The 25,564-nt window shown below is 42.7% G+C and carries 22 protein-coding genes and 1 pseudogene; 4 read left to right on the forward strand and 19 right to left on the reverse strand.

The genetic code is table 11. The annotated features are described in order from the left end of the window. Positions 1–24: 24 nt before the first annotated feature. The 8 genes from FPZ44_RS11885 to FPZ44_RS11920 all read right to left on the reverse strand — a co-directional run bounded on the left by FPZ44_RS11885 (position 25) and on the right by FPZ44_RS11920 (position 11,021). Positions 25–885: an amidohydrolase family protein gene (locus FPZ44_RS11885; RefSeq protein WP_144990429.1), complete on the reverse strand. Its 861-nt coding sequence runs from the start codon at positions 883–885 to the stop codon at positions 25–27. 3 nt (positions 886–888) lie between these two features. Then, positions 889–4,032, reverse strand: a complete 3,144-nt coding sequence (locus tag FPZ44_RS11890) for a GNAT family N-acetyltransferase (RefSeq protein ID WP_144990432.1) — start codon at positions 4,030–4,032, stop codon at positions 889–891. Between the two features lie 206 nt (positions 4,033–4,238). Continuing rightward, positions 4,239–4,460 (reverse strand): cold-inducible protein YdjO-related protein, encoded by a 222-nt coding sequence (locus tag FPZ44_RS11895; protein ID WP_144990434.1) that lies wholly within the window; start codon positions 4,458–4,460, stop codon positions 4,239–4,241. A 123-nt stretch (positions 4,461–4,583) separates the two neighbouring features. Next, positions 4,584–5,690: a Ger(x)C family spore germination protein gene (locus tag FPZ44_RS11900; RefSeq protein WP_144990436.1), complete on the reverse strand. Its 1,107-nt coding sequence runs from the start codon at positions 5,688–5,690 to the stop codon at positions 4,584–4,586. Positions 5,691–5,732: 42 nt separating this feature from the next. After that, entirely contained in the window at positions 5,733–6,842 is a 1,110-nt protein-coding gene (locus FPZ44_RS11905; RefSeq protein WP_144990438.1) for a GerAB/ArcD/ProY family transporter, read from the reverse strand. Positions 6,843–6,853: 11 nt separating this feature from the next. Further along, positions 6,854–8,290 (reverse strand): spore germination protein, encoded by a 1,437-nt coding sequence (locus tag FPZ44_RS11910; protein WP_186786023.1) that lies wholly within the window; start codon positions 8,288–8,290, stop codon positions 6,854–6,856. A 224-nt stretch (positions 8,291–8,514) separates the two neighbouring features. After that, the gene (locus tag FPZ44_RS11915; RefSeq protein ID WP_144990442.1) at positions 8,515–10,344 is read right to left on the reverse strand and encodes a sensor histidine kinase; all 1,830 of its coding nucleotides are present in this window, start codon (positions 10,342–10,344) and stop codon (positions 8,515–8,517) included. Continuing rightward, complete coding sequence (locus FPZ44_RS11920) at positions 10,341–11,021, reverse strand: response regulator transcription factor (RefSeq protein WP_144990444.1); 681 nt, start codon at positions 11,019–11,021, stop codon at positions 10,341–10,343. Before FPZ44_RS11920 ends, FPZ44_RS11915 begins: the two co-directional genes overlap by 4 nt. Before the next feature lie 190 nt (positions 11,022–11,211). Between FPZ44_RS11920 and FPZ44_RS11925 the strand changes: the two genes are divergently transcribed. Together FPZ44_RS11925 and FPZ44_RS11930 are read left to right on the forward strand one after the other, a co-directional pair. Beyond that, complete coding sequence (locus FPZ44_RS11925) at positions 11,212–12,375, forward strand: DUF418 domain-containing protein (RefSeq protein ID WP_186786024.1); 1,164 nt, start codon at positions 11,212–11,214, stop codon at positions 12,373–12,375. Between the two features lie 156 nt (positions 12,376–12,531). Next, positions 12,532–13,397: pseudogene (locus FPZ44_RS11930) on the forward strand (pentapeptide repeat-containing protein). Positions 13,398–13,607: 210 nt separating this feature from the next. On the opposite strand, the gene FPZ44_RS11935 reads toward FPZ44_RS11930, so the two are convergent. From FPZ44_RS11935 to FPZ44_RS11945, 3 genes are all read right to left on the reverse strand, one after another. After that, positions 13,608–13,913: a hypothetical protein gene (locus tag FPZ44_RS11935; protein ID WP_144990448.1), complete on the reverse strand. Its 306-nt coding sequence runs from the start codon at positions 13,911–13,913 to the stop codon at positions 13,608–13,610. Then, on the reverse strand, positions 13,900–15,108 hold the full coding sequence (locus FPZ44_RS11940; RefSeq protein WP_144990449.1) for an ArsA family ATPase: 1,209 nt from the start codon (positions 15,106–15,108) through the stop codon (positions 13,900–13,902). Before FPZ44_RS11940 ends, FPZ44_RS11935 begins: the two co-directional genes overlap by 14 nt. 126 nt (positions 15,109–15,234) lie before the next feature. After that, on the reverse strand, positions 15,235–15,714 hold the full coding sequence (locus tag FPZ44_RS11945) for a MarR family winged helix-turn-helix transcriptional regulator (protein WP_261378298.1): 480 nt from the start codon (positions 15,712–15,714) through the stop codon (positions 15,235–15,237). Between the two features lie 302 nt (positions 15,715–16,016). On the opposite strand from FPZ44_RS11945, the gene FPZ44_RS11950 reads away from it, so the two are divergent. Then, a complete protein-coding gene (locus tag FPZ44_RS11950; RefSeq protein ID WP_144990451.1) occupies positions 16,017–17,000 on the forward strand; it encodes a zinc metalloprotease in 984 nt (327 codons plus the stop codon). Between the two features lie 124 nt (positions 17,001–17,124). Here the strand turns inward: FPZ44_RS11950 and FPZ44_RS11955 are convergent, their stop codons facing one another. The 5 genes from FPZ44_RS11955 to FPZ44_RS11975 form a co-directional block, all read right to left on the reverse strand. Next, positions 17,125–17,487 carry a hypothetical protein gene (locus FPZ44_RS11955; RefSeq protein WP_144990453.1) on the reverse strand — a complete coding sequence of 121 codons (363 nt, stop codon included), beginning with the start codon at positions 17,485–17,487 and terminating at the stop codon, positions 17,125–17,127. 283 nt (positions 17,488–17,770) lie between these two features. Beyond that, positions 17,771–18,268, reverse strand: coding sequence for a hypothetical protein (locus tag FPZ44_RS11960; protein ID WP_144990455.1), 498 nt, complete (start codon positions 18,266–18,268; stop codon positions 17,771–17,773). 270 nt (positions 18,269–18,538) lie between these two features. Further along, the gene (locus tag FPZ44_RS11965; protein WP_144990457.1) at positions 18,539–18,991 is read right to left on the reverse strand and encodes a GNAT family N-acetyltransferase; all 453 of its coding nucleotides are present in this window, start codon (positions 18,989–18,991) and stop codon (positions 18,539–18,541) included. A gap of 45 nt (positions 18,992–19,036) precedes the next feature. Beyond that, positions 19,037–20,509, reverse strand: coding sequence for a protein adenylyltransferase SelO (locus FPZ44_RS11970; RefSeq protein WP_144990459.1), 1,473 nt, complete (start codon positions 20,507–20,509; stop codon positions 19,037–19,039). Between the two features lie 323 nt (positions 20,510–20,832). Beyond that, entirely contained in the window at positions 20,833–21,642 is an 810-nt protein-coding gene (locus FPZ44_RS11975) for a helix-turn-helix domain-containing protein (RefSeq protein WP_144990461.1), read from the reverse strand. A gap of 137 nt (positions 21,643–21,779) precedes the next feature. On the opposite strand from FPZ44_RS11975, the gene FPZ44_RS11980 reads away from it, so the two are divergent. After that, entirely contained in the window at positions 21,780–22,229 is a 450-nt protein-coding gene (locus tag FPZ44_RS11980) for an SRPBCC family protein (RefSeq protein ID WP_144990463.1), read from the forward strand. 152 nt (positions 22,230–22,381) lie between these two features. On the opposite strand, the gene FPZ44_RS11985 is transcribed toward FPZ44_RS11980, so the two are convergent. The 3 genes from FPZ44_RS11985 to FPZ44_RS11995 form a co-directional block, all read right to left on the reverse strand. Continuing rightward, positions 22,382–23,110 carry a stalk domain-containing protein gene (locus tag FPZ44_RS11985; protein WP_186786025.1) on the reverse strand — a complete coding sequence of 243 codons (729 nt, stop codon included), beginning with the start codon at positions 23,108–23,110 and terminating at the stop codon, positions 22,382–22,384. Between the two features lie 525 nt (positions 23,111–23,635). After that, positions 23,636–24,484 carry an ABC transporter permease gene (locus FPZ44_RS11990; RefSeq protein ID WP_144990467.1) on the reverse strand — a complete coding sequence of 283 codons (849 nt, stop codon included), beginning with the start codon at positions 24,482–24,484 and terminating at the stop codon, positions 23,636–23,638. A gap of 27 nt (positions 24,485–24,511) precedes the next feature. Next, positions 24,512–25,282, reverse strand: coding sequence for an ABC transporter ATP-binding protein (locus FPZ44_RS11995; RefSeq protein WP_144990469.1), 771 nt, complete (start codon positions 25,280–25,282; stop codon positions 24,512–24,514). Between the last annotated feature and the right edge of the window lie 282 nt (positions 25,283–25,564).

Raw genomic sequence — 25,564 nt, forward strand, 5'->3', positions numbered from 1 at the left:
TTATTCAACCGTCTATGATATCATCTATGATTCCACGATAGGCTTAATCTTAGGGAATACTTGCAAGGCTGTTTCATAAAACACTGCCTTATGGTACGTTGCTGGAATTAGTTCCTGTACAAATTGTAAATACGGTTGAATCGGAGCCAAGGGCCAATCTGTACCAAACAGCATCTTCTCATAATGGTCACAATATGTTACCGCATGGCGAAGATGAGAGAAAAAGAGCGGAGAGTCCTTCAAACGCGCACATTCTGCCTCATCCCCCACCATCAGACCGGATAAATCCGCAAAAACGTTTCGATTTTTATAAACAACTTCAGCACCATCCAATACCCACGGATCACCAAAATGAGCCAACATAAAGTTAACTTCGCGATGCTGAACAGCAACTTCGTCAATCGTCAATGGATGGGAATACTTTAATAAACCACGCTCTGAATACGTATCCCCTGTATGGTACACGACAGGTACTTTATATTGTTTCGCCATCTCATATATCGGCTGGTACACATCATCATAAGCAAAGAACGGATAATAGCCTAAGTAAATTTTAATCCCTACCGCCTCTGGCCGCTGCAGATCGCGCTCCAGTGCATCTAGATTGGACTGGTCCAGCTTAAAGGGATTCACCCCTGGACAGTATGCGAATTGTCGCGGATATTGTTCCAGCATATCCAATCCCATCGGCGTATTCGCTTCCCGATCGGGGAATCCGCCAGCAGCGGTCTCGGTTACCCCCATGCCGATGCCGAGAACAACTCCGTTCTCCTCGTATTCTTGCAGCAGTCCTGATACCGAATAATCCACATGAGAACGCTCTAATGCAGTCGTCCGAAAGGAATCAATATGTGATAAGTGCATATGGGCATCGATAATTTTCATCTGCTACACTCCTTTATCGTCTAGCTCACAAGGTTGTGGAAAAGTAAGATTCCGCAGCTGCGCAAGCGCTGTACGCGGAAGCAGTTGTTCATGGAAGGCAAAGAACACAGGCGTACTTCTCTGTACGCTGCCATTCGCTAAATTCACGGATCTCGCGAAAGATAAATCCGTAATATCAGGGTTCGAATACAGATGAGGCTTGAGGACCAATTCATCCGTCACCACATGCATGATAGTACCGCCTTCCCCCATGCCAACAGCGTAATGTTCATACTCATTTACATCCAGTTCTCCTGCTCCAAGACGATAGTATATTGTTTCCCCATCGGCTTGGAACGTGCGCAGCCAAGCAGACTGCTCTGCATTCGTATTGAGCCATAGATCCGTTGTGACAGCTTTGCCATTCCAATACGTATCCGTATCTTGATGAATGTCTGATACGTAGGCCAACACAGGCACATTAGGCAGCATTAGATAGTATCCATTCCAAGTCAGTCCTTTGTACGTCTCATGCTCTTTAATCTGGAAAGAAATTCGAATCCCTGACCAAAGGTTTCCTACGCTGTCTTTCATTTTTACAAATGAAGTTTCACGATCTGCTTTTAATACCGAGTTTACGTGCAGATCTGCAAACGAATCGCTCATTCCACCTAGCCATGGATTCCACCAAGACTTAGGCTCATAGTTTGGCAATGCTGAAGCAAGCCAAGTTTGACCGTCTACTTCCAATGTACATAAGCCTGGATAGTAATCATTTGCCGCTTCCAGACGAATTCGACCATTAAAACTTTCATGCAGCGTAAATCCGTCTCGATCGTAAATCCGTTCTCGGATAGGCTCAGTAGAGACTGGGAACAAGATGGAATGATACTGAGCTTGCAGCGGGCCTATTTTCGCACTTACTTCTAAAAGTTGTGCTGTGTCCGTTAATGCTGGCACGCGCATTTCCACTTCAGATGCTTCATCTTCGTCTGACAATTCAGCACTAGAAATAACTTGGCAAGTCCCCTTCTTATCCAAATACCCGGCACTCACTTCTCCATCCCACACATTCTGCTTCACATCATTAAGCTTGACCTGTACTTCGGACACGCTTGAATCTATAAAAGAATTACCGCCGTTCGCTATAAACTCAATATCCGAAGTTAATTGGAGTGAGCTGTCATCTTCATTACATTTAAGCGCATAGGCACGAAATGCTTTCCAATCGTCGAAACCGCCAATAGAAAGCGTGATTACTTCGCTAGAACGTTTCTCGACTGACTCTAGACGACCGATATCGTACTCAAGTTCTGTGAACCAATCACCAAAATTCATTTGGTAGGAATCTGTCCAGCATAAGCCGATACCAGTTGAGCTCCTTCTGGCATATATCCAGGGTTCCGTCATTTTACTTCCATCCCAATAGTCATAGTCACTGCTAAGTGAATTCGTTGTCTCCATGTAGCGGCCTTCATAAGGCAAAATTACTCGATGCATGTCTTGAACTATTCGCTGAGATAGCATCAATGATGTAGAAGTAGCAGTATCACCTGTATTCTCAAGTTCCTGCCATAACTTAACCGTTCCATCACCATATACGAGCGCATAATTGTACAAAATAATACCTGGGTACGCATCTGAGTGATAAATATGCTTAAAACCTACAGCTCCCCGCTCTTCCAACCACTCCGTAAACACAGGACTCTTTTTAGAAAATTCGCTCGCATAAGGCTTGCCTATTCGAGGGTACAGTACAATCGTATGATCGTTGGGCTTTCCTATACACTCTATAAAAATATTACTGTCTTCCTTATCATATTTGAGCACATATTTACCATTAACAGCCCAATGTGCATCATTATCCATCCCGGTAATCATTGCACCTGGTCCGCAGAACCTGCCCCCAATCCAACGGTAAAATTCTACTTCAGGTCCGTTGTCGGGAAGTGCTCTTACCGTGAGCTTCGTCTCGTAAAAGCCATAATCCAGCAGGCAGTATGGGATGGGTAAAGAAGCCCGTTCTTTTGCCTCGAGTCGGATTCGAAATGCCCGTTCTTCTACGTTCAGCCATGGAACTTCTGGCAATTCAAACAAGAAGTCGGCTGGCTCTGACATGTGGCTCTCGATATCCAAATAGAACGTATATTTTCCACCTACAGCATGGAGGATATCAGGTGACTGCAGGACGACTTTGGCAGGGTGTTTCGGTACTACGCCTACTTGCAGCAATGCTTCAGCACCGTTAATGCGAATACGAGTGCGAACTGTTGGACATGTGCGCCAATCGCTTTGTTCATCCTCAATGGCACCAACAAAGAATGATGCTGTCAAACTTTGCTCCGCTTCAACATCCACAGCATTTTGCCAATCAAATTCGATATTGCGATCATTCTCTCCTACAAGCTCAATACGAAGAGGTACACCTGACTTATTCTCGAGCTTGTATTGAATACTGTATGCTTTTCCGAACACAGGCTTGGCCTGATCAACTTCGGCCGAAATCTTATAATCATCGGTTTCAATGAGGCAAATTCCCCTGCCCCTACGCTCAATATCAACACGTACGTTGCGATTACCCTTGCTCCATGAATATGTATACGTATGGAAACCATTCGTTTCTTGGCCATCACGCTTGACTTCAATCGTTCGTGTGGAGTCATTGTACCAATCGATTCCTTCCATATAAGGAGCGAGCGCTTCACAATTCATGATTTGAGGAATAAAGTTCATAAAGTGTGTTGTATCTTCTCTGTCCTCCCAGAAGAAGCCGCACTTTTTATATAACGGCACAGCCTTCATATTTGATTCCCATGTATAAAGATCAATACGCGGCCAACCGCGTTGTATCGTCTCTTCAACAGCACGGAGCACGAGCTGTTTGCCGATCTTATGACCATGATAATCAGGACGAACATTGAGAAAGTTTATGTACAACGCACCTGTATCTTCTCGATATTCACACACACTGCAATATCCTACTACTTGCTCATCGCAAACAGCTAAAAATACGATGAGTGCATCGGAGTTTTCTTCCTCGGCCCTAACCTGTGCACCTGTATAAATGGAGGTATTGCCACCCCAATGATCTTGGCTTCGATTCCACATTTCTGCGATGCTATCCGCATAATCTGGATGATAAGTGACAAGGTTTACTACACTCGACATCACGTTCACCCCACTGTTGTTTTAATGGAAATAATAGTAATACGCTTATGCTCAAGATTAGTTCCCATAATTATGAATATTTTTTCTAAACTAGACAATCTAGCAAGCTATCAATGATTTATTAACGTCCTAATAGGATAAATGCACATAAAAAAACGAGCTATCTATGAAATAGATGCTCGTTATTCATTAGCAGCAAACGAATGTTAAATATCAAACTCCGACTTCGGCTTGCGTGGCTGACGTTTAATTTTGTTTTGTACAGCAGGTAAATGTTTAATACTTTTAATCATTGGTCCTTTGCAAATCGGACAAGTCTGTTCCGTAGATGCAAATTCATCGCGTACCCATACTTTACATTCAGCATTTCTACATTTCAAAATTTTAGTAGGTGTTAAAACCGGCTTAATGTCTTCACTTGCTGTCACTTGCGTACATCCCTTCTCATCTAACGATTAAAATAATATCGATAAATATATCATTTCTTTACGCTAGAAGTCAAAAGATTTCCTAGGTCTTTTATAAGATTCCCTAAGCACAATGACCTATGCTTAACTCGTTATACCAACATTAACAAAAGTTACTTTTACATCAAATTCGAACTTAGCCTCTTTCAACATTTCCCGCCACTTCTTAGCAGTAAAATCTTTCACCCGTACTGATGATCGATAATGGCTGCCAAATCCAACAGGGTCCACTTGTTTCGTCTGAAGCTTCTTCATAACATCTTCAAATTCGGATTTCAGCGTTTCTGCTGCTTCCCGCTGTAGTGCATGAATGACCTCTGCCTTTTCAAGATTGACCAGATCACTAATTTCCTCCATTTCTCCCTTCATCTGAATCTGGATGTGGAACTCAGGAGTGTCTTTATTGATAAGCTTAATACGTGATTTCGTCACAATATGAGAAAGAGTGACATAGAGCTTATCGAACGTGGGCTCGTAGTATTTACGAAGGCGATCCGTATTCAATTCAATCTCGTGTGTCAAAAAATGATTGCTTCCCATCATCGCTTTAACGAGAAAGCTTTCCGACAAGTTCAAGCTGCCAATCATCCGATCATCTTTCATTAACGCCAGCTTGGAAATAAGAATCTCGTCTCCTCGCACCTCGATATACGGCAAAACAGGGTCTTTGCCTGCTCGATAGTACGCATTTAAAAAATTATGGAGCGTTGGTGACGGTACGATGCCCGATTCAATATTTTTTTTAACTAATTCATATAAATAATCGCCAGTGCCAGCCTGCTGCTTATTTTTAGCGTTCAACAATTGTTCTGCGGAATCCTTTGCCACGACAAGATAGACACTGGTCCCAATTTCAGAATCTCGTTGGAATGTATCTGTAAGCGTAATAATGCCTTCTCTCGCAAGCGGCTCACCATAAGCAGCTACCCGCAGCTGCCCAATTACTTCTTTCGTCGATGTGCGAAGACTAAGTTTTTCACGTACTCCTTTACTTGTATTATTGGAAGCACTAGTCGGAACGGTACTGGTCGATGTAGCACCCGGCTTATAAGATAAAACGGTAGTGCGTATTCGATCATTGCTGTCTTCCTCCGTCAAATCGTAACCAACGGCAACTAAAATGCCCAACTTATCAATAATTTTGGACTCCGCACACCCCGTCACCACCATTAGGATAAGCAGCGTATACACTACGAAACAAATCCCTTTCCTCTCTCTATGTTTGATACGTCATCACGCTTCCTTTGCCCGAGATCTTACACATTCTACGATGTGAGCAACGATATAAATAACGACTGGATAAGCGAACGAAAACAAAATGGAAAACTTACCGACGAGTCCAGAGACGACAGCTAATTGATCTCCTGTCTTCAGCAGCATGTTGCAAACTAAGGCCATTAACATAATAACGATACAAGCGTATTTGCGTTTTACGTTAAACACTCGATGAAGTCCCTGCGTCATAATCCAATAGTTCACAAGCAAATTTGCCACAATAATAAGCAGCCACAGCATAATCAACACAAACTCCAGTCTTTCAAGGAATGCAAATTGCACAATTTTAAACAAAGATAGCGTTCCCCAAGAGTTATTCAAAATTTGGTGCTCACTGTAGTATCCGATGGATACGAGCATGACAATGACATACAGTAAATTAACGAACAGCAATCCAAGTTGGGCATATGTACTTATTCGATGCGGCTGCTTCATCCGATGACTCACGTAGTACACAACCTCAAATCCGCCCAACGTCGCACCCATCGCTAAAGACCCCATCATAATTTGTCCCAAGCTAGCCTCCATAAGAGGCAGCAGTTGAAGCTTCCACTCTGCTTGTCTAATCGGTAAGTAGAGCAGCACCGCCATCCAACCTACTAACAGGAGATTCACAAGGGATACGATACCAATCACTCTTAATCCACCTGACAGCGCGTATATAATCAACGCAAAAAATAAGGCGGTAAAAACCCAGACCGGCACTTCTGCAAAAATCCAAATATGCAATACCTCAATATAGTTACGTAAAATATAGACGGAAACACTGAACCAGTAACAAATAATGATTAGATTGCATGCCCCGCCAAACCATTTTCCAAATAAGCGGACATGGATGTGAAACAAATCCTGATATTGATACCGCTTTAACGTTTTCATGATGAGAAACAGAATAACATGAGCAAATAAACCCGCAACAACAACAGAAATCCACGCATCATGCTCGGATTCACGGTACACATATTTTTGAAAAGCCAACATGCCAATGGATATTTGGGTCACGAACATAAACACCATTGTAAACATGGGGTGAAGGAGTGTCGGACTTTCCACCTCTTTATTGCTCATAAGTTTAACCTCTACTCTGCAAAATCTTCCTTTGGCTTACGGATACGATAGCTGCTTTTCTCACGCTTCATTAATTTCCATATCATTCGCAGCACCGAATGTTCATCTGTTTTGCTATCTAACATATTCATAGGTTGCAAATACGGGACACCTAGGCTAGTTTGTCTAGCTAAATGAATAATAATGAAGCTAGCTCCCACAACAATCCCTATACCTCCCCACGTACCTGCAAGTACAATAAGTGGGAAGCGAATAATTTGCAGCGAATTACCCATAGCGAAGTTAGAAACCACAAATGATGACAAGGTGCCTAACGCTACGATCATGAGCAAAATATTACTGACAAATCCAGCCTCCACAGCAGCTTGTCCGATAACGATACCGCCTACAACCCCCATCGTCTGTCCCACTTTGCTTGGCATCCGTATACTGGATTCACGAAGCAGCTCTATCATGACTTCCAGCATCAGAGCTTCCAGTATAGGTGGAAACGGGACTTTACTGTGGGATTCGATTAACGTCTTCAGCAGCTCAGGTGGAATGACTTGATAATGAAACGTAATGGCTGCTACATAAATAGAAGTAACAAATACCGACGCAATAATGGCGCTCATGCGCAGCAAACGGAGCAGCACGCCAACGATCCAACGCTGGTACATATCGCTGCCAGCATGAAAGAACTCATAGATCGTAACGGGACAAAGTACTGCAAATGGACTGCCATCCACAAAGAGTGCAATTTTATTGGCCAGCAGGCCCTGACATACCCGGTCAGGACGTTCTGTATGCAGCATCGTTGGAAAGAGCGTGGCTACATTATCATCAAGGAGTTGTGCTAGCTTCAGCGAATCGAGCATGCCATTAATATGTTGAAGGGATGAAATCCTAGACCGTAACAGGGCCACTTGATCCTCATTCGCGTATTCTTTTAAATAAACGATATTGACCACTGTTTTCGATACATTTCCCATTTCCAAAGAACTGACACAGAGCTTGGAATCAGGAAGCAGCTTATATAATAAAGCCAGATTGGTGGACAATTCCTCAACAAAAGCGACTTGTGGTCCATACTCATCAGATTCGATCTCGGCTTTGCTCAAAGTACGTTCGTGATGGGCTGCTGTACACATTAAGAGACCTTCACTACAATCTTGAATCCATACATAACTCCAACCTAACATGAGCTTATGGCAGATTTGATCTAGATCGTGCGATAATTCCCCTTTTTTGAGCGGGAGCTGCCCAAGCAAAAGGTCTGGCGTCAACTGTTCTACAGCGTGCACATCAAGCTTTTGTAACGGCCTTAGTATTCCTTCGCTTAACAATTCGTCATCTGCCACGTTGTTTAAAAACATCACATGGACCGTGCTGCCATGAATACTAAAAAATCTGCATGTCCATTGGCAGTTTTCCGCAAATACATCATGCAGGCGATTGAGTATGCTCATTTTCACCACCGCTTTCATCAGTCCCCTTATTATGGGCTCCTCGGCTAGAAAATATTGATGGATTAGTAAAAAGACACCTCAACTCAATAGAATGGCTCCAGTTACTTTTGCGTGATTGCATATAAAAAAGCATCTTTGTAGTCAGATAAGAAATCGGAACCTCTTATCGCACTTAAGATGCTTGCTTACTTGTTTGATTTATTTATTTCTTATCCTCGCCTCACTTACATATTTCCATCCCTAATCATCAGTTGCGAGGTATTATCATCCTTATGCTCCGCTGGAACAGTGAATGCGAACGCCACTCCCTGTTCTGTATTGAACACATGGTATCGACTACCGTGCAAATCCAAAATATGCTTCGTAATGGCGAGACCTAAGCCCGTTCCGCCCATTTTACGATTGCGGGACTGCTCTCCACGATAAAATCGATCCCAAATAAATGCCAACTGTTCCTCTGGAATATGTTCTCCATGATTATCGATTCGAACATGCACATGCTGGCTCCCATCTACCTGCTCAGGTTTAAGCGTCACCGAAATTGTACTACTGGTATCCGAATGACGAATCGCATTGACGAGGATGTTGGTTAGAACCTGTTCGATACGCTTCGAATCTGCCCAAGCTTGCTCTGCCTCATCATGGGTATGGATGATGACATGTAAATGTTTCTCCCTCAGATGTTTGGTGAGTTTGTCGATAATCTCTTGCAGCAAATCGATAAGTGAAAAGCTTTCCAACTTCAATCTCGTTACGGGGGAATCGAGTTTAGCTAACTCCAGCATATCGTTTACGAGTGTCTCCATCTTACCCGCTTCATCCAGAATCACTTCTGTATATCGAGTCCGTTTATGTGCGACTACATCATCCAATAAACCTTCTGCGTAGCTTTTCACAATACTTAATGGCGTTTTTAATTCGTGAGAGGCATTCGCTATGAACTCCTTCTGAAGCTGTTCCATCTTTTGTTTATGTTCCATATCTTTTTGCAATTGCTCATTCGCGTCCTGAAGCTCATTCATAGAACGCTGAAGGTTGTTGGAAAGGCTGTTTAAACTTTCGGACAAACTGCCCATTTCATCGTAACTTTTAACTTCAGAGACGGCAGAGAAATCAAGTCGCGCCATCCGAGAAGCGACATGATTCATTTTCAAAATCGGTTGGCTCACAATTTTGGAGAACATAAAGGATAGCAAAATGATAACAACAAATCCTCCAATACCTATGTAAATATAGTACGTCTTCAGTGCATCAAAGCTCTCGCCTATCTCTTGGTGGGCGGAAACGGAAAATATAAGTTCATTTAAATTTCCATGCTGTAGGATTGGTTGAATTTCAATGAGATGATCGGCCCCAGTCTTGCTGTCCAACCATGTAACTTCCATGGACTCGCCTGTTCCAAGCAGACTAAGCTGAGCATCTGTTAATGGGAACAACCTATCAATCGCTTCTGCAATAATCTCATTACGTTCATCATATGGAGCATCTATAAACGGTTGATCGGGATATTGGATCCCTGTAATCACCCCCGACAACTGGGTCATCCCGTTTGTGTCTACCTTTTCCTCAGGCCCTCCTGTAATAACGTTATCTTTATACGAAATGATATATGGATAAAACAAGCGGCTGTTCATTTTTTTAGAAATCGTAGCGTTTTCTCCTAACAACCCTGTCAGCGTAATAGAATCTCCCGTTTTCACACCCGCTTCAAGCAGCTCTTTATTGTTGTAGAACATAAAGAGAGGAACCATATAACTCCCTTTATTTTCCACAAGAACTTCAAGGACAAAGGGATTGGTGTAAATGTTGCTGCCGTCTGGTTCAAGTATGGCAAGAAGAGCATCGTTCTTCAATACATATTGAGCCTCATCGGTTTCCTCTTCATATGATTCTTTAATATACGAATATAAACTATCCTTTACCGTTTTAATGTTATGTTTTTCATAAAATTGCTCGAAAAAGATAAACAGCCCTGCAGTGAGCAGCGCGTAGAATAACACAAAAATCGCAGAAGTGAGCGCAAATAGCTTAAACGTAATGCCACGCTTTTTCATACTTTCACCTCTAGCTTATAGCCTGAACCTGTCACGGTACGTATATGGGAAGCTCCTGTTCCTAGCTTTGCCCTCAGCTTCTTAATATGTGTATCCACAACGCGCAGTTCCCCATCATACTCATAACCCCATATATGATCGAGCAGCGTTTCTCTAGCAACTACAATTCCCTTGTGCTTGTACATATACATGAGAATATCAAATTCCTTCGGCGTTAGCTCCACTTGTTGGCCATCTACTTCAATGTTTCTGCCCTGCTTAAATATCGAAATACTACCGAACTTGATCAATTGATGCTCCATACCTACCGTACCTTCAACCCGCTTCATTAGCATCGCAGCTCTCGCGACGAGCACTTTGGGACTAAATGGCTTCGTTACATAATCATCTGCCCCCAGCTCAAATCCCATTAACTTATCGTCATCATCACTTCGTGCCGTCAAAATGATGATCGGCACAGCCGATCGCTTGCGAACTTGGCGGCATACACTCCATCCGTCCATCTCTGGCATGAGAATATCGACTATAATCAAATCCACAGTTAAGGAAAGGAGCATATTCATTGCTTCTTTCCCATTCTCTGCTTCATGTACGACCCAATCTTCTTGTTCAAAATAATCGCTCACAATTTCCCGAATCCGACTCTCATCTTCAACAATGAGTACACTATACCCCATTTTATGTCCTCCCCTTTGTGCTAGCCATGAAAGGGCTTATTCTATTTTCTTTCCTAAATATTGTAATCGATCATTATGTTTTTTGTGTGTCTTTTTTAGTAGTTAATTGACACATCATTAACATCTACAGCACTTATGATGATGTTGTTCGAGAATAGAAAGAGAGAATATGGAGTGGAGAGTGATTAATTTGAAAACGGAACGTTTGCCAGTATTAGATGCGATACGAGGATTCGCATTGTTCGGTATTTTATTGCTGCATATCATTATGTTTCAGTACCCCTCACCAGAGGAAATCACAAAGCTAATTAACCTTGATAAAGTGCTAACTGATTTCGTGCAAATTTTCACCAGCAGCAGCTATCGTCCTTTATTTTCTTTCATGTTCGGAGTAGGCTTTGTTATTTTGTTTCGCAGTTTGGAGAGACGAGGATTGCGTGTAGAACTAACCTTTTTGCGGCGTTTTCTCTTTTTGTTTGGATTAGGACTTATCCATTATCTCTATTTATGGCAAGGTGACATATTAGCAACGTATGGGGCAGCTGGGTTTCTCCTTCTTCTATTTTTAAAATGTCAACCTAAGACTTTGCTGGTCAGCTCACTTCTCATCTGGTTGTCAGCGCCTATCATATCCCTAATACTCAGGCCACTCGATATCGTAGACAAGCCACTGTTTCATATTATGGACTTGGCAAATTTAATTTCCCCTGGATTATGGAATCCGTTCGAAAGTTTATTTCATACGCTATGGGCTTCCGCAACTGAAGTGCTTCCCTATTTCCTTCTTGGGATGTATGCAATGCACAGCAATTGGTTCCATCGATTAGAGGACAACAGGACGCGAAATGGCTTGCTCTCATTGATATTTTTGATTATTGGATGGCCTATCAAAGCAATATTGTACCTCTCAAATAGTCACGAAGCGTGGGCTGATTTACTTATTATCGGGAATGGACTTACGATGCTTGGCTATTTGTTCGGCATCATGTACTTATTTACAACCCGTTTCGGAGAACGTTTTTTTAAGCCTTTTCAAGCGATTGGGAAAATGTCGCTAACCAATTATTTATCACACACGATTATATTCACTCTATTGTTCATTCCTGCAGGCATCTTGTTGAAGGGGATTGGTCTCATCCACAGCGTAGGCGTGTTCTGGGGCCTTGTTATTGCCTGTGTCACAATCGTCTTGCAGGCCAAATTCAGCTCTTGGTGGCTGTCTCGATTTGCATACGGCCCCATTGAGTGGCTGTGGAGAATGTTTACGTATTGGAAATGGACACCGATTAAAAAATCGACAGCTGCCGAGAAACCATCTGCGAACACGAATACAACTATAAGTCATATACAGTAAACGTTGAGTGTAAAAAAGTTTCTAGTGCTTATCGTACAAAGGGTGCCGACTCGTTTCGTCAGCGCTCTTTGTTTGCATACTCACAGCAAGGATTAACACAATGCAATGTCGAATACGTAAAATATGGTAAATCAAAACACCAATACTTTAGTAAGGATGTGCAATCGCTTGTCCTCTACATCAATTGATTACAACCAAACGAAAAATAGATTTCGTGCAGACTGCGAAACTTGCTTTGGCTTATGCTGTATTGCCCTGCCCTATGCGAAAACCGCTGACTTTGCTTTTGATAAAGATAGCGGTACACCTTGTCGCAACCTGCAAGCAGATTATCGCTGCGGCATTCATAATCAGTTGAGAAATAGTGGCTTTCGCGGTTGTACCGTCTATGAATGCTTTGGAGCGGGCCAAAAAATTTCACAACATACATACAGCGGACAAAATTGGCGAGACAATCCTGCCACAGCTAAGGAAATGTTTGATGTGCTGCCAATTATGCAGCAGCTTCATGAAATGCTTTATTATTTATATGAAGCACTTCATTTCAAGGACGCACACCCGATCTATGAAGATTTGAAGATAGCTCTTGCGGAAACAGAACGTCTTACACAACTTCCACCATCAGCTCTCATACGGCTTCATATTGCTGAGCATAGAGCGATAATTAATCCCTTATTGCTGCAAGCAAGCGAATTGGTGCGTTCTAAAATAAAAAGCAGCAGTAAACTCTTGAATAGCCAGCGTAATTTGATCAAAGGAAGAGATTGTATCGGGGTCAATTTAAGAGGGGCTGATTTAAAAGGTGCGAATTTGAGAGGCGTGCTATTTATTGCTGCTGACCTACGAAATACCGATATGAGAATGACGGATGTAATTGGCGCAGACTTAAGAGACGCTGATCTAAGGGGAGCGAATCTTGTAGGCAGTATTTTCTTACACAAGCGCAAGTCAATTCGGCGAATGGCGATAGAACAACTAAATTGCCTGCTGCTTTTAATACTCCAGAGCACTGGATGGCCTAATAGGAATAATGAGTCGAAATGAAGTACAACTGCTTCACAAACAGCTAACCTGCTAACAAAAATTGATGTAAACACGTGCCCTTTGAGCGCTATGAGCAGCAATAAGAATGTAAAAGGATACAATTATGCAGTTATTTCGCTGCGATCCTCACTCCAAGGAACCAGAGCAATGAAATAACTGCACTTTTGTATCCATTTTTTAAAAGAAAGTCAATCTGTAATCTCAATGTTAGAACTGCTACTGCGGTGAGAGCGCCTGCCTTCTATATTCGCATGGTCTCGATGACCTTGATTAGGTTTGTTCTGTTGGGCAGAAACCTCCTCCCTATCAGCGGAGTTATCCAATCCTTCGATAACAGCGTCTAACAGAGAACGAGTCCCAAGCAATGCTTCTTTTTTCATCGCACGAAAATGATCTTGTGCGTTACCCGGAATACGAGGCATATAGCTTTCTTTCAACGCTTCATGCATCGAATACAGATGGTTTACAAGCAGTATTACGTCATCTCGCTTCATCACCAAGACCCCTTTCCTCTTCAGCCGAACGTTCTCCAAACTTTATCGACAGCTTTTGGTCTATAAAGCGAGCACCTGCGATCGAACGGCCAAACAATGCTCTTGGCAGCAATACCTTCTTTTTATATGGGCCTGCTTGAACCGTAAGTTCATCCCCTTTTTGACTAAGCTGGAGATCTTCTTTATGCATAAATGGCAAGGTGAGATCTAAATAGTAGACATCATCCTCTTTACGAATTTCTTGCACTCTGCCTACATGTAACACAGCCCCAGCATCCTGCTCACCAAATGCCTGCTCACTAATTTTCTGCAGCATCGATTGACCAACAACTTCAGATTTCATTAACGGAATACGCAAAATGGGCAAAGGACTGAAGCTGTTCTGTATTTCTTCCTCGTATTTCGCATGAATAGTACGCCATTCATCCCAATAGCCTACAGCAGCCTCTTCTGGAAGAACACGGTTGACGATAACCGCATCTGTATTAAACCCGAACAAATTCAAATAGGTAAATGCCCTTCTCGCTTCAGACACGACCATCTTCTCAGGAATCATCACTAACCTTACTGATGTAATAGCTGGATCGAGAATCAGCTTATGAAGTTCTTCCAGTTCATGAACGAATGATTCAATATTGTTCATCACTTTATCATCCGGCAGCTCCATCCCTCCCGTGACAATCTTGGCCACAGGACGTACTAGCTTGATGAGTCTCCGTTCATAAGGGAATATTTTCTCCATCCACCAGCTCATCACGTTCGGATAACTAAGCAGGCGCAGCGTTTCTCCAGTCGGGGCACAGTCTACAATAATAATGTCATAGTTGCCACTATCAGCATGACGCTTAATTTGCAGTAAGCTGAATAGTTCCTCCATACCCGGAAACACAAGCATTTCTTCGGTAGACACGTCATTGAGCTTCGCCCAATTCATCATTCCTGTCAGCCAACTTTGTACGGCTCCCCAATGTTTTTCGGTCTCACGCACACTATCTACTTCAAGTCCCCACAGCCTTTCCGCAACTTGAACGGGCTCACTGCCAAGCGGTATATCAAGCGAATCTGATAAACTGTGTGCCGCATCTGTACTCAGCACTAGTGTACGATATCCTTCCGAAGCTAACTTTACAGCCGTAGCTGCTGCCACACTCGTTTTACCTACTCCGCCTTTACCTGTATATAGCAATATTCTCATCACAAAAACCCTCCATCTCGTCGTTAGATGATGTCTTGTGCATATTCTAAGGTGAGGATACTTTATGTTTTGCATTACTACGATATCGTAGTAAATACCTAAAAAAATTTGACTACCCAGCGGCCGCTAATCTTCTATTTGTATTTTGTGCAGCGACTTTGCTGGCTTAACTTTCTCTTCCTTACTATCTTGCTGCAACGCCCTTCCAACTTTCAGTGCCAATGTTATAAACTGCTGCAGCTCATCAGCAGTCAAAGCACTCTGAACACGTTCTAAGGAGCTTTCTAGTATAGCCTTAGCCTGTAATGCCAGCTGCTTCCCTTCAGAAGTTAGTCGAACAAGAATAATTCGCTGATCTCGCTCGGATTGACTGCGTGCAATCAATTCTTTACGAACGAGTCGTTTCGCCAAACTTGTAATCGTACTAAGTGGAGCGCCCAAATGCTCAGCCAGCTCCGACATCGTCAGCTCCTCATAATAATCAAGCAGTACGAGCGCAGATAGTTCCGAGCTGTTTACCGATTGCTCCAGCTCTCGTGCCTCTGGCATCCAATTTAAAGGCCGCAATCCGTTCTTAACGAACAGATCCAGCAGTTGTTCTATCACGGTGTAGTTCCTCCAGTATGACGATGTACTTCTTGTTTTTTATTTTAATACGATATCGTAATAAATAGCAATCATTAATTACCTAGAATCTGGATTTATTTCTCTCTATTCACTTTGACACAAATCGTGACATTACAATCGGATGTAAATATGGTATAATTAAGTCCTTCTAGTATAAGATGTTAATTAACATCTTCCACTCACAATTGCATATCCTGAGGCGTCTAGTAGCTCTAGTCTAACATCTATTGTCATTACTATCTTCTTTATCTCCACATTTCAAATGGAAAGAAGGGATAGGTATGAATGAACCACACGCTAAGCTTCCAACAACAGACCTGCCGGTAAGGAGAACATGCGCTACCTTACATGTCCATCAACAACTATTAGCACAGTCTGAGCATTATGCACAGGAACGTCAACGAATTGAAGCTGGCTATCGTCAAAATGTCATGCTTGCCCGTGTCGGACAACGTGATGTGGTAAGTATTCCTGTTGTTGTACATGTACTCTGGAACAATCCAGCACAGAACATTTCAGATGAACAAATTGCTAGTCAGATGCTCGTGCTCAATCAAGATTTCCGCAAACAAAACCCGGATATATCTCAAGTTCCACCTGTGTGGGAGGATACTGCTGAAGATGCTGACATTGAGTTCCATTTAGCGACTATCGATCCAGAAGGACTGCCTACTACAGGAATTACTCGAACCCAAACTTCTAAAGTCCAATTTTCAGCCTTTGAGGATGATGTCAAAGCAAGCGCTACAGGTGGGATTGACGCTTGGCCATCTGATCAATACTTGAACATATGGGTGTGCGCATTAAGCTTTGGTTTACTTGGCTATGCACAATTTCCAGGAGGACCTGCCCATACTGACGGCGTCGTATGCTCGTATCAGGCATTCGGTACATTAGGAACCGCAGAGGCTCCATTCAATTTAGGCAGAACCCTTACCCATGAAGTGGGTCACTGGCTCGATCTTCGCCACATCTGGGGAGATGACGGCATGGAACCAGGAACAGAATGTACAGGCAGCGATCTTGTAGAGGATACTCCTAATCAAGCCGGCCCTAACTTTGACACCCCTAGCTTCCCTCAGATCTCCTGCAATAATGGTCCGGACGGCGATATGTTCATGAATTATATGGACTACGTGAATGATTCGGCGATGGTGATGTTTACAGAGGAACAGGTAGAGCGTATGCACGCATGCTTGCAAGGTCCGAGATCATCGTTCTTGTCTTCGCCTAATATTCCCGAATCGAAAGAGCTGCTTCTTTAACATATACAACCACACCAAGTAATTCAATTTTCGCAACTGAAACAGCCTGCTATCCTCGAAGAGGAGGCAGGCTTTCATTCATATTCACGCTACTACACTACTATATACTTCCTAATCAGGTAGCTTATTCGTAGCGTTTCCCGCCATACACAACATACCCTACTGGACGATGTGCATAATACAGCACCGCATCATCTGGACTTCCAATAATCGGATCTAGTGTATTCTTATCCAAATAGACGCCTTTGATTTCAAGCGATTGTCCTGCTGCTAATCCCGTAATCGGCTCGGGAAAGCTATGTTCATCACCATAGCGAATCAATGCGGTAATTTCTTTGTTAATGTCTGATACTTTAATGCCTTCCGCATGCATAACGACAACTTCGTGAAGTCGCAAGTAGTGTTGGGTATAACCATTAGTCGTCACATCGTTCTCAACAGATTTAATAAAAGCTTGTACCTGTATGACTGCTTCACTATTTGTCATGTTTGTAATCTCCTTTGAATCGGCATCCTATCCGTGATTGTACCTACATAATTTGACCCACAATTGGTTTATTTATGCCATCATACAACTCTCAGATCATACAAATGATCGGATGAACACCATTCAAAATTCGAACAAACAATGAGTAAGTACATAACACTAACCATTCAAAAGGAAAAATGTTTATCGATAACATTAGCGTCCTACTAAGCTTTTTCATTCACTTCAAGCACCCAAAGTTTTGTCTCTTGCAGTCGCCTTTAATCCTATTTACATCAGTAAATCAATCCTTTAAACGAATTAATTCACTCAATGTGCAGCTCGGGCTTGTACTGATGTCAAAGGTCCTATTCAAGTTTTTCTCTATATTCGGGAAGTAATCGCTGTACTTGCTATCCTTCTGCCGGCATGGAGCCGTGAGCTGACAAGTTAGATGTAAGGTGACGCGACATCCTGCTTGCGACACTTCATTAGCATATAACAGTACCGCCCATTCTGACTCGGTTTCTATTTCTGGGGATTCATAACTCCTAGCTGGTGCACCTCTCCCTATTTGAAAAGAGATGTCGGTCCCCCCGCTCCAGCCACGCATACCTTCTGCATCCTGGAAGCCCAAATCTATCACACATGCTTCCTCTCCTAACGCGTCTACCTGTATCTTTATATCAAGTCGCTCTGCAGCAGACGACATGTTGAATGGCATTTCTATAACGCGTCCCTTATCTTCCATCTGTATCAATCGTTCCATAACCATGGTTTTTTTACGTGGATGTTGATTCATTGTGGCTATTAGCTCCCTTGAGGTCAAAACAGCATATTCATTAACTTTTATATCGGTTTATTAGCTCATATGTTTAAGTACTGATATATAGTAACTTGAATATATTAATGTTATGTCAACGGAATGTTGTCTCTATGTAAAATTTCCCTGAAAATAAAGGAGCCATTTCTCCTCATAGGCTTGCTAAAGGAACAATAAAAACGACCGCCCCCAGCAATATACTGAGCAGCGGCCGCAACCATTTCATTATTTATTTTATTAGCTATTACCTTATAAATCCTGAGCCAAGCGTATCATATCCCTGCAAGGAATCCCATTTTCAATGATCTCCTCAGGATAATGTCTGACAAAGAAATCGATATCCACGCCAACAATTCGGAAGCCACATTTCTGATATAGCGCTAATTGACCTACACTTGAATTGCCTGTGCCGATCTCGATTGTCTTATAGCCTTGCTTCCTAGCTTGGTCAATCGCATGATTGACGATATGCTTCCCGATCCCTTGTCCGTGCAAATCCTCGTGTACTGCCACATTTACCAATTCCATTGTTTCCGGCCTTGTAGGCAACAGCACGTAAACAGCTACGATGCGTCTATCTATTTCGGCTACATAACACTGCCCCCGCTGTAAATATTCTGTCACAATCGTTTCAGAAGGATCTGCCAACAGCAGCAAGTCCATAGGAGGAAGTTCATGAGCATTCAGCTTACGTATTTCCATTGTGTTTCTCCTTATTAAGTAATGATAATGTTCCGCCTTTAATATTTACGTACCACAGAACGTTTGATAAGGACAAGCATCTGGAGGAGGTGAAGAGGTATACTCAGCTTGCTCTTCCGAATACGCGAAAGGATTCGCAAGAACATGCAGCAATCGCTCCATGACAGTGAGATCCCCCTCCACTGCGGCGTCCAACGCCTCTTCAACACGATGATTGCGCGGGATAATTGCTGGATTGCTGTTCTTCATTAACTGCTGCGAATCAGCAATCGATTGCTTCTGTCTGCCCAATCTTGCTTGCCAACGCTCATGCCATTCTGCATATTCCGCTGAGCCAAACAACGCAGTAGCTTCTGGTTGTTCTAAAGTTAAGGCACGGAACGTATTCGTATAATCCGCGTCGTACTTTTTCATCATGCTGAGAAGGCCTTCAATTAAAGATGAATCCTCTAACTCCTCATTAAAAATACCTAGCTTCGCTCTCATACCCTCAAGCCAATTCACATGATACAGCTCAATAAAGTCTGCTATCGCATCTTCTGCGATTGTAATCGCCTGCTCTTCATCTTCGTGAATAAGCGGCAGCAATGCTTCCGCCAATCTCGATAGATTCCATGCGCCAATACGCGGCTGATTGCCATAGGCATAGCGACCGTCCCTGTCAATCGAACTAAATACCGTAGCTGGATTATAGCGATCCATAAAGGCACACGGACCATAATCAATCGTTTCACCGCTAATCGCCATATTATCTGTATTCATTACCCCGTGTATAAAACCAACGAGCTGCCATTTCGCAATTAATGCAGCTTGACGCTTTATTACTTCATGCAGCAGCGATAGATAGCGGTTTTCATGATCGAAAACTTGCGGATAGTGTCTTTGAATGCTGTAATCAGCCAACGCACGAATATCTTCAACGGTCCCGAATTGGGCTGCATATTGAAACGTACCAACACGAATATGGCTGGCAGCTACCCGAGTTAATATTGCGCCTGGCAATTCCGTTTCGCGATTGATGAACTCTCCCGTAGTGACAACCGCTAGACTGCGAGTAGTCGCTATCCCCAGCGCATGCATCGCTTCACTAATGATATACTCGCGCAGCATCGGACCAAGTGCTGCTCGCCCATCCCCGCCGCGAGAATAAGGTGTTCGACCGGAACCTTTCAGCTGTATATCAAATCGCTCACCATGCGGAGTAATGTGTTCCCCGATTAGCAGCGCACGCCCATCCCCTAATCTATTAAAATATCCAAATTGATGGCCCGCATAGGCTTGAGCCAATGGTGCAGCTCCCGCAGGAATGTGATTGCCTGCAAACACGGTCAGCCCCTCTTCGCTGTTTAGCGTTTTCGCGTTCAATCCTAAAGATGCTGCCAGCTGAGTGTTGAATATGATCATTTCTGGTGCATGTACAGGCGTAGGTTGTTGCTCTGTGTAAAATAGTTGAGGAAGGCGTACGTAACTGTTATCGAACTTCCATCCTGGTTCTATCATTTCGTTGTTCTCTATCATCGTATCTCCTTTATCGATTGTGGCTTATGTATTCCTTGTTTCTTTCGTTTGACACTTAATATATCTGAGTTTGAATCGTATATCATGTATGTTCCTTCATCAACATTTGTAAGTTGAGTTAGTGTTTGCTGCCGTCCCTTTATTATACGCTTATGATGGTATTCATCTACATGTTAATCTACATGTTAATCTACATGTTTACCTGCTTTTCCAACCTCTAAGTTGCTTACGTAATAGAGACCTGAATCTCTTATTCCCCTCTTGCTGGGGCTAGCCATTACTGATTAGAGCTGACGATGATGCAACTTAAGATTGGATCGCGACTAGGCATTTCGAATATATTCCTCAGGTGATCGGCCTATGATTGCCTTAAAGTCACGTATAAAATGAGACTGATCGTAATACCCAAGATCGATTGAAAATTGTGACCAATCCGTTGCTTCTCCCGCCTCCATTGAGGCAGCCGCTTCATGAAGCCGATATCGCTGTATGACCCATTTCGGAGAAACGCCCACATAGCGATCGAATAAACGCTGCAACTTGCGGATATGAAGACCCGTTCGCTGCACGACATCGTCTACTTTCATAATCGTCCGATCCGATTGAATGTTAGCCACCGCTTCACTTACGAACAACATATCTGGCTCTACTTCCGGGAGTCGTTCTATCACCGCTGCTAGCATCGACTCCACCAACTGTACAGCTGATTCTATCGATTCCATTGCAAAAATATCAGCCCGGAGTAAATCGCTTTCCTCCCCGAAAACCTCTTCGAAAGAAATCGAACGATCCGTTAGCTCAGAAATAGGCTTATGCCAGAAAGGATAGAAGCCACCTGGCTTAAACTTCACTCCGACCACCCAGCCATGATCCTCAATTAGACGAGTTGAGGTCGTTCTGGAAACCCCGTAAATGCGAGCCATATCTCGCTCCACGATAAGATTTACATTAGGATGGGACAGTACCGTTTGAGGATACGGAGCTTTTCCACGCACATCCCACTGCACTACCCAATAATGCTGTACGAAGGCGCTTAGTTTAGGGGAAGGATGAAATCTTGTTAGTGCATACGTCTGATCTCCTGTCTTGGCATTAAGAATTCCTTTAGGTAACCGTCCAGGGATGATTTCCAATGTCCGTTCCTCCTAACAAGATGGTCAACAACTATCAAACAACCTGTCGCGTTTTTACAATACGAACTGTTGAACCTCATTATATAATTTTCGCAGGCAATGAACAAAGCAAATCAAGTACACGGAGGGATTAGGATATGGATCTTACTTTTAATTTCTACATTGGAGCAACACCTGAGGAAGTATGGCAAATACTCGTATCTGATGAGGGTGTCAAGCAAACTTTCTACGGATGCACCCTTCAATCTACATTTGAAATTGGCAGTGATTATGCCTATGTGGGACCAGGCAACGACGGGGATGATACCGTACATGTGTATGGGAAAATACTTGCATTGGAAAAGAATCGTACGTTTAGTTACACTGAGCACGCTGGACCTTCCTATCGTGCTAACCATGCTGAACTAGAAACACGAGTAACTTTTACTTTAGAGCTAGTCGGAGCGTGTACCAAGCTTACACTTGTCCATGATCATTGGCCTGTCGATCACCCGTCGTATGCCAATTCACAGCAGCACTGGCCTATGATTTTAAGTAATATTAAATCGTATGCGGAGACAGGAAAGACATTGGATTTTGGGTTCTAGAATCTCACTGAACAAAACTATCCGTGCATTGGATAATGAATACTAAATCTAGCAAGCCGACAGAATACTTACGTCATACGTCTCTACGATCTTATTTGCAGCGCAAAACCAAAAGGCCGCTGATTATTCAGCGACCTTTTTCTAGATAAATATTATTTCGTGAATACAGGATTGAATAATCCGATTTCACCTTCAGTTTTAAATTCACCTTGCTTTTGAACTTTCACTTGCAACTTCAAAACATTTTTTAAATCTAACTCAAGATCTTTGGGAAATTCGCCAGCTTTAAATTTCTCCGTGTAAATAACTTTATCATCCGCAGAAATCGTTACTACTAATGTTGCTTGAGTATCTTTAAATTCGTCTGTCAAACCAATTTTACTCTTTAAAGTTTTAACTTTTCCATTTAACGGAAACTCAATGTATTCCCACGAATCTTCATCAGAAACATATCCGTTCATTTTTATTTTCAAATAATTTGAGTATTCATTTCCAATATTATCTGACAACGAGTTATTTGCATTATATTCATAATGAGAAGTTGGTTTGTATCCAGATTGAACATTCATATGTTTAATATCACGCTCGAAGTAAAGCTCGTTCTTACCTTCTGTCTCACCAATATGTACGGTCTTCGTGCTGCCATCCCATTTTACTTGCTGTCCTAGAGCTTTAGCGACAAATGCAAGTGGAACATAAGTTGTTCCGTTATATAGAAACGGCTTATCTTCCGCTGGCATTTTGGATACTTTATCAATTTTGATATCGTTAACACCATAGAATACTTCAATCATTTTGCCACTTGCTGCAAACGCAGTAGCACCCGTAATCAATGATCCAACAGTCAAACCAATTACTAATCCTTTAAATTTTTCCTTCATTTCTCTCTGATCCCCTTTTATCATTAACATATAGAAAACATTGTTAAACATATCAGGAGCTAGTTTGAAAGTCCAAACATATATTGGAATATATAGTTCGATGTAACTATACCAGATAGGAAGTTATACTCACTTGACTGGTGTTATGTACATTTAAAGGTGGCCCTATGTAATCCATTGTAGTAGTATGAGAATTCCTCTCTCTCTAACGGTCGCCATTGACGTTATTAACGCGAATTCGTTCAATTTCTAGTTTTAACGGTCGTGAACGCGCTTATTTTAGCATTGATAGTGAATGATATCGCTACCAATAAAAAATAAGCTCGCTGCCAACCGTTACATTTCAAAATGAGTAAATTGCCATCTAATAGCCTCTATGACAACCGTTAGCATTAAACTGATAGAAGCGCATCCATATTCACTAAATAACCGCACAAAAATACTCCCTTCTAGTTGCAAATAAAAGGGAGCATCCTTGCACTTTTTTGTTACCTATGTTTCCTTTATTTCCTTTGTTACATCCAACTACCCCTTATAATTATCCTGCCAATGCAGTAGTCGGCTTTCCAAAACTCTCACCAACGAATCCGACAGCTTCCCGACAGCAGCAAACAGTAAAATACCTAGAAAAATCACTTCCGTGCGCATAAACGAGCGGGCTTCTTGAATGAGATAACCGACTCCTGCATCCGCCCCCATCAGTTCAGCCACGACCAAGCACATCCACGCAATGCTTAACGAAAGCCGCAAACCAAGCAGCACATTGGGCAGCGCAGATGGAAGAACGAGCTTCGTCACTTGCTGGACGCGACTGAACTCAAGCACGCGCGTGACATCGAATAGCTTGCTGTCCACGTTCCGAGCCCCGAGGAACGTATTCACGTACATCGGGAAAAATGCACCCAACGAGATAAGCAGCACCTTTGACAACTCACCAAATCCAAACCACAAAATAAACAAAGGCGTGATTGCCAACAACGGAATGGCACGCAGCATTTGTACGGTTGGATTAATGTATTGCTCTGCCCGATGGAACATCCCTACGAATAGACCGATTAATAGACCGCTAACACCGCCGATCGTGAAGCCCAGCAGTGCTCGGACAATACTTATTTTCAAATGATGAAACAGCTCTCCTGAGGAAATCATTTCGATAAAGGTCTGAAAAATGAGCGATGGCGGCGGAAACAATTGCGACGGAATGATTTCATTGGTGCTAAGAATCTGCCAAGTTAAGAGAACAGAAACAGGCAGCAAAGCTCCACGAATAATAGAGAGATTGAGCTTAGCTTTCTTCTCTTTTTTACTGCTCCACGACGGACGGTGAGAAATCGGATTTGCGGCGGAAATAGCATGGTTAGACGTTTTACTCATCAGTATCGACGCTCCATTCTCTGAACGTTATATTTGCCAATCCTGTTTATCGACTGTCTCATGCTCCAAGAGAGCGATCAGTTTCGTCCTCAACTCTTGAAAAGCTTTACCTGATCGCTTGCGAGGATAAGGCAGATCAATTGGGATGCTTGCCTTAATTCTGCCGGGCTTCGTATCCAGCACAATTACCCGATTCGATAAAAACAACGATTCATCGATATCATGAGTAACGAGCACCATAGTCGTGCGATTGCTTCTCCAAATATCCAACAAGGCTTCCTGCATATGATTGCGGGTAAAGGCATCTAATGCACCAAAAGGCTCATCCAGCAGCAGAACCTTTGGATTCCGCAGCAGCGCCCGTGCGATGGCAACACGCTGTGACATACCGCCAGAAAGCTGCTTCGGATAACTTTTTTCAAAGCCATTCAGCTTTACTAGCGAAATTAACTCATCTACTTTCTTTCTAACGGAGGTATCCTTTAACGAAAGCTCAGATGCGATATTTTGTTCCACCGTCAGCCATGGAAACAAGCGATGTTCTTGAAAAATAAATCCTTTCTCTTGAGAAGGAGCTTTCACTGGCTCACCGCCAAGCAGTACTTCCCCCGTATAATCCACATCAAGACCCGCTATGATCTTGAGTAGCGTACTTTTGCCGCACCCACTTGGTCCAATTAACGTTATAAATTCACCTGTTTCAATCGTTAAATGAATTTGATCCAGCACATGTGTCGTATGGTCTGACGAATAGAACGTCTTATTCAGCTCAGTCAATTCCAGCATCGTATTAGGCATATGTCCTTCCTCCCTTTTGAAAAAATAAAAAGAGACCCACCAACAAAACCGCCTGCTATCAGGCTTGCTCGTTGATGAATCTCTAGTCGTCTAGTCGATTCTGTCATTATTGAATTCCGATCTTATATGGCCAGCTCGTTTCAGGAGAGTTTAGCATCGCCCTATCCCACTGTCAATATCCTTGTATTATAATCGGATTAATTTGAATTGGCTATTGACACACCTATATTCAGTTGGTATCATTTCCCTATTCAAATATAGACTGGCTAATTAGTTACCTAG

Origin of the sequence: Paenibacillus agilis, from assembly GCF_007786455.1 — a bacterium.
Taxonomy (GTDB): domain Bacteria; phylum Bacillota; class Bacilli; order Paenibacillales; family Paenibacillaceae; genus Paenibacillus_B; species Paenibacillus_B agilis.

Bases quoted from the DNA above. Each gene is read 5' to 3' on its own strand.
- FPZ44_RS11885 (WP_144990429.1), bottom strand. From the start codon at position 885: ATGAAAATTATCGATGCCCATATGCACTTATCACATATTGATTCCTTT.
- FPZ44_RS11890 (WP_144990432.1), bottom strand. From the start codon at position 4,032: ATGTCGAGTGTAGTAAACCTTGTCACTTATCATCCAGATTATGCGGAT.
- FPZ44_RS11905 (WP_144990438.1), bottom strand. From the start codon at position 6,842: ATGAGCAATAAAGAGGTGGAAAGTCCGACACTCCTTCACCCCATGTTT.
- FPZ44_RS11910 (WP_186786023.1), bottom strand. From the start codon at position 8,290: ATGAGCATACTCAATCGCCTGCATGATGTATTTGCGGAAAACTGCCAA.
- FPZ44_RS11915 (WP_144990442.1), bottom strand. From the start codon at position 10,344: ATGAAAAAGCGTGGCATTACGTTTAAGCTATTTGCGCTCACTTCTGCG.
- FPZ44_RS11920 (WP_144990444.1), bottom strand. From the start codon at position 11,021: ATGGGGTATAGTGTACTCATTGTTGAAGATGAGAGTCGGATTCGGGAA.
- FPZ44_RS11935 (WP_144990448.1), bottom strand. From the start codon at position 13,913: ATGAAGCGAGATGACGTAATACTGCTTGTAAACCATCTGTATTCGATG.
- FPZ44_RS11940 (WP_144990449.1), bottom strand. From the start codon at position 15,108: ATGAGAATATTGCTATATACAGGTAAAGGCGGAGTAGGTAAAACGAGT.
- FPZ44_RS11950 (WP_144990451.1), top strand. From the start codon at position 16,017: ATGAATGAACCACACGCTAAGCTTCCAACAACAGACCTGCCGGTAAGG.
- FPZ44_RS11955 (WP_144990453.1), bottom strand. From the start codon at position 17,487: ATGACAAATAGTGAAGCAGTCATACAGGTACAAGCTTTTATTAAATCT.
- FPZ44_RS11960 (WP_144990455.1), bottom strand. From the start codon at position 18,268: ATGAATCAACATCCACGTAAAAAAACCATGGTTATGGAACGATTGATA.
- FPZ44_RS11965 (WP_144990457.1), bottom strand. From the start codon at position 18,991: ATGGAAATACGTAAGCTGAATGCTCATGAACTTCCTCCTATGGACTTG.
- FPZ44_RS11970 (WP_144990459.1), bottom strand. From the start codon at position 20,509: ATGATAGAGAACAACGAAATGATAGAACCAGGATGGAAGTTCGATAAC.
- FPZ44_RS11980 (WP_144990463.1), top strand. From the start codon at position 21,780: ATGGATCTTACTTTTAATTTCTACATTGGAGCAACACCTGAGGAAGTA.
- FPZ44_RS11985 (WP_186786025.1), bottom strand. From the start codon at position 23,110: ATGAAGGAAAAATTTAAAGGATTAGTAATTGGTTTGACTGTTGGATCA.
- FPZ44_RS11990 (WP_144990467.1), bottom strand. From the start codon at position 24,484: ATGAGTAAAACGTCTAACCATGCTATTTCCGCCGCAAATCCGATTTCT.
- FPZ44_RS11995 (WP_144990469.1), bottom strand. From the start codon at position 25,282: ATGCCTAATACGATGCTGGAATTGACTGAGCTGAATAAGACGTTCTAT.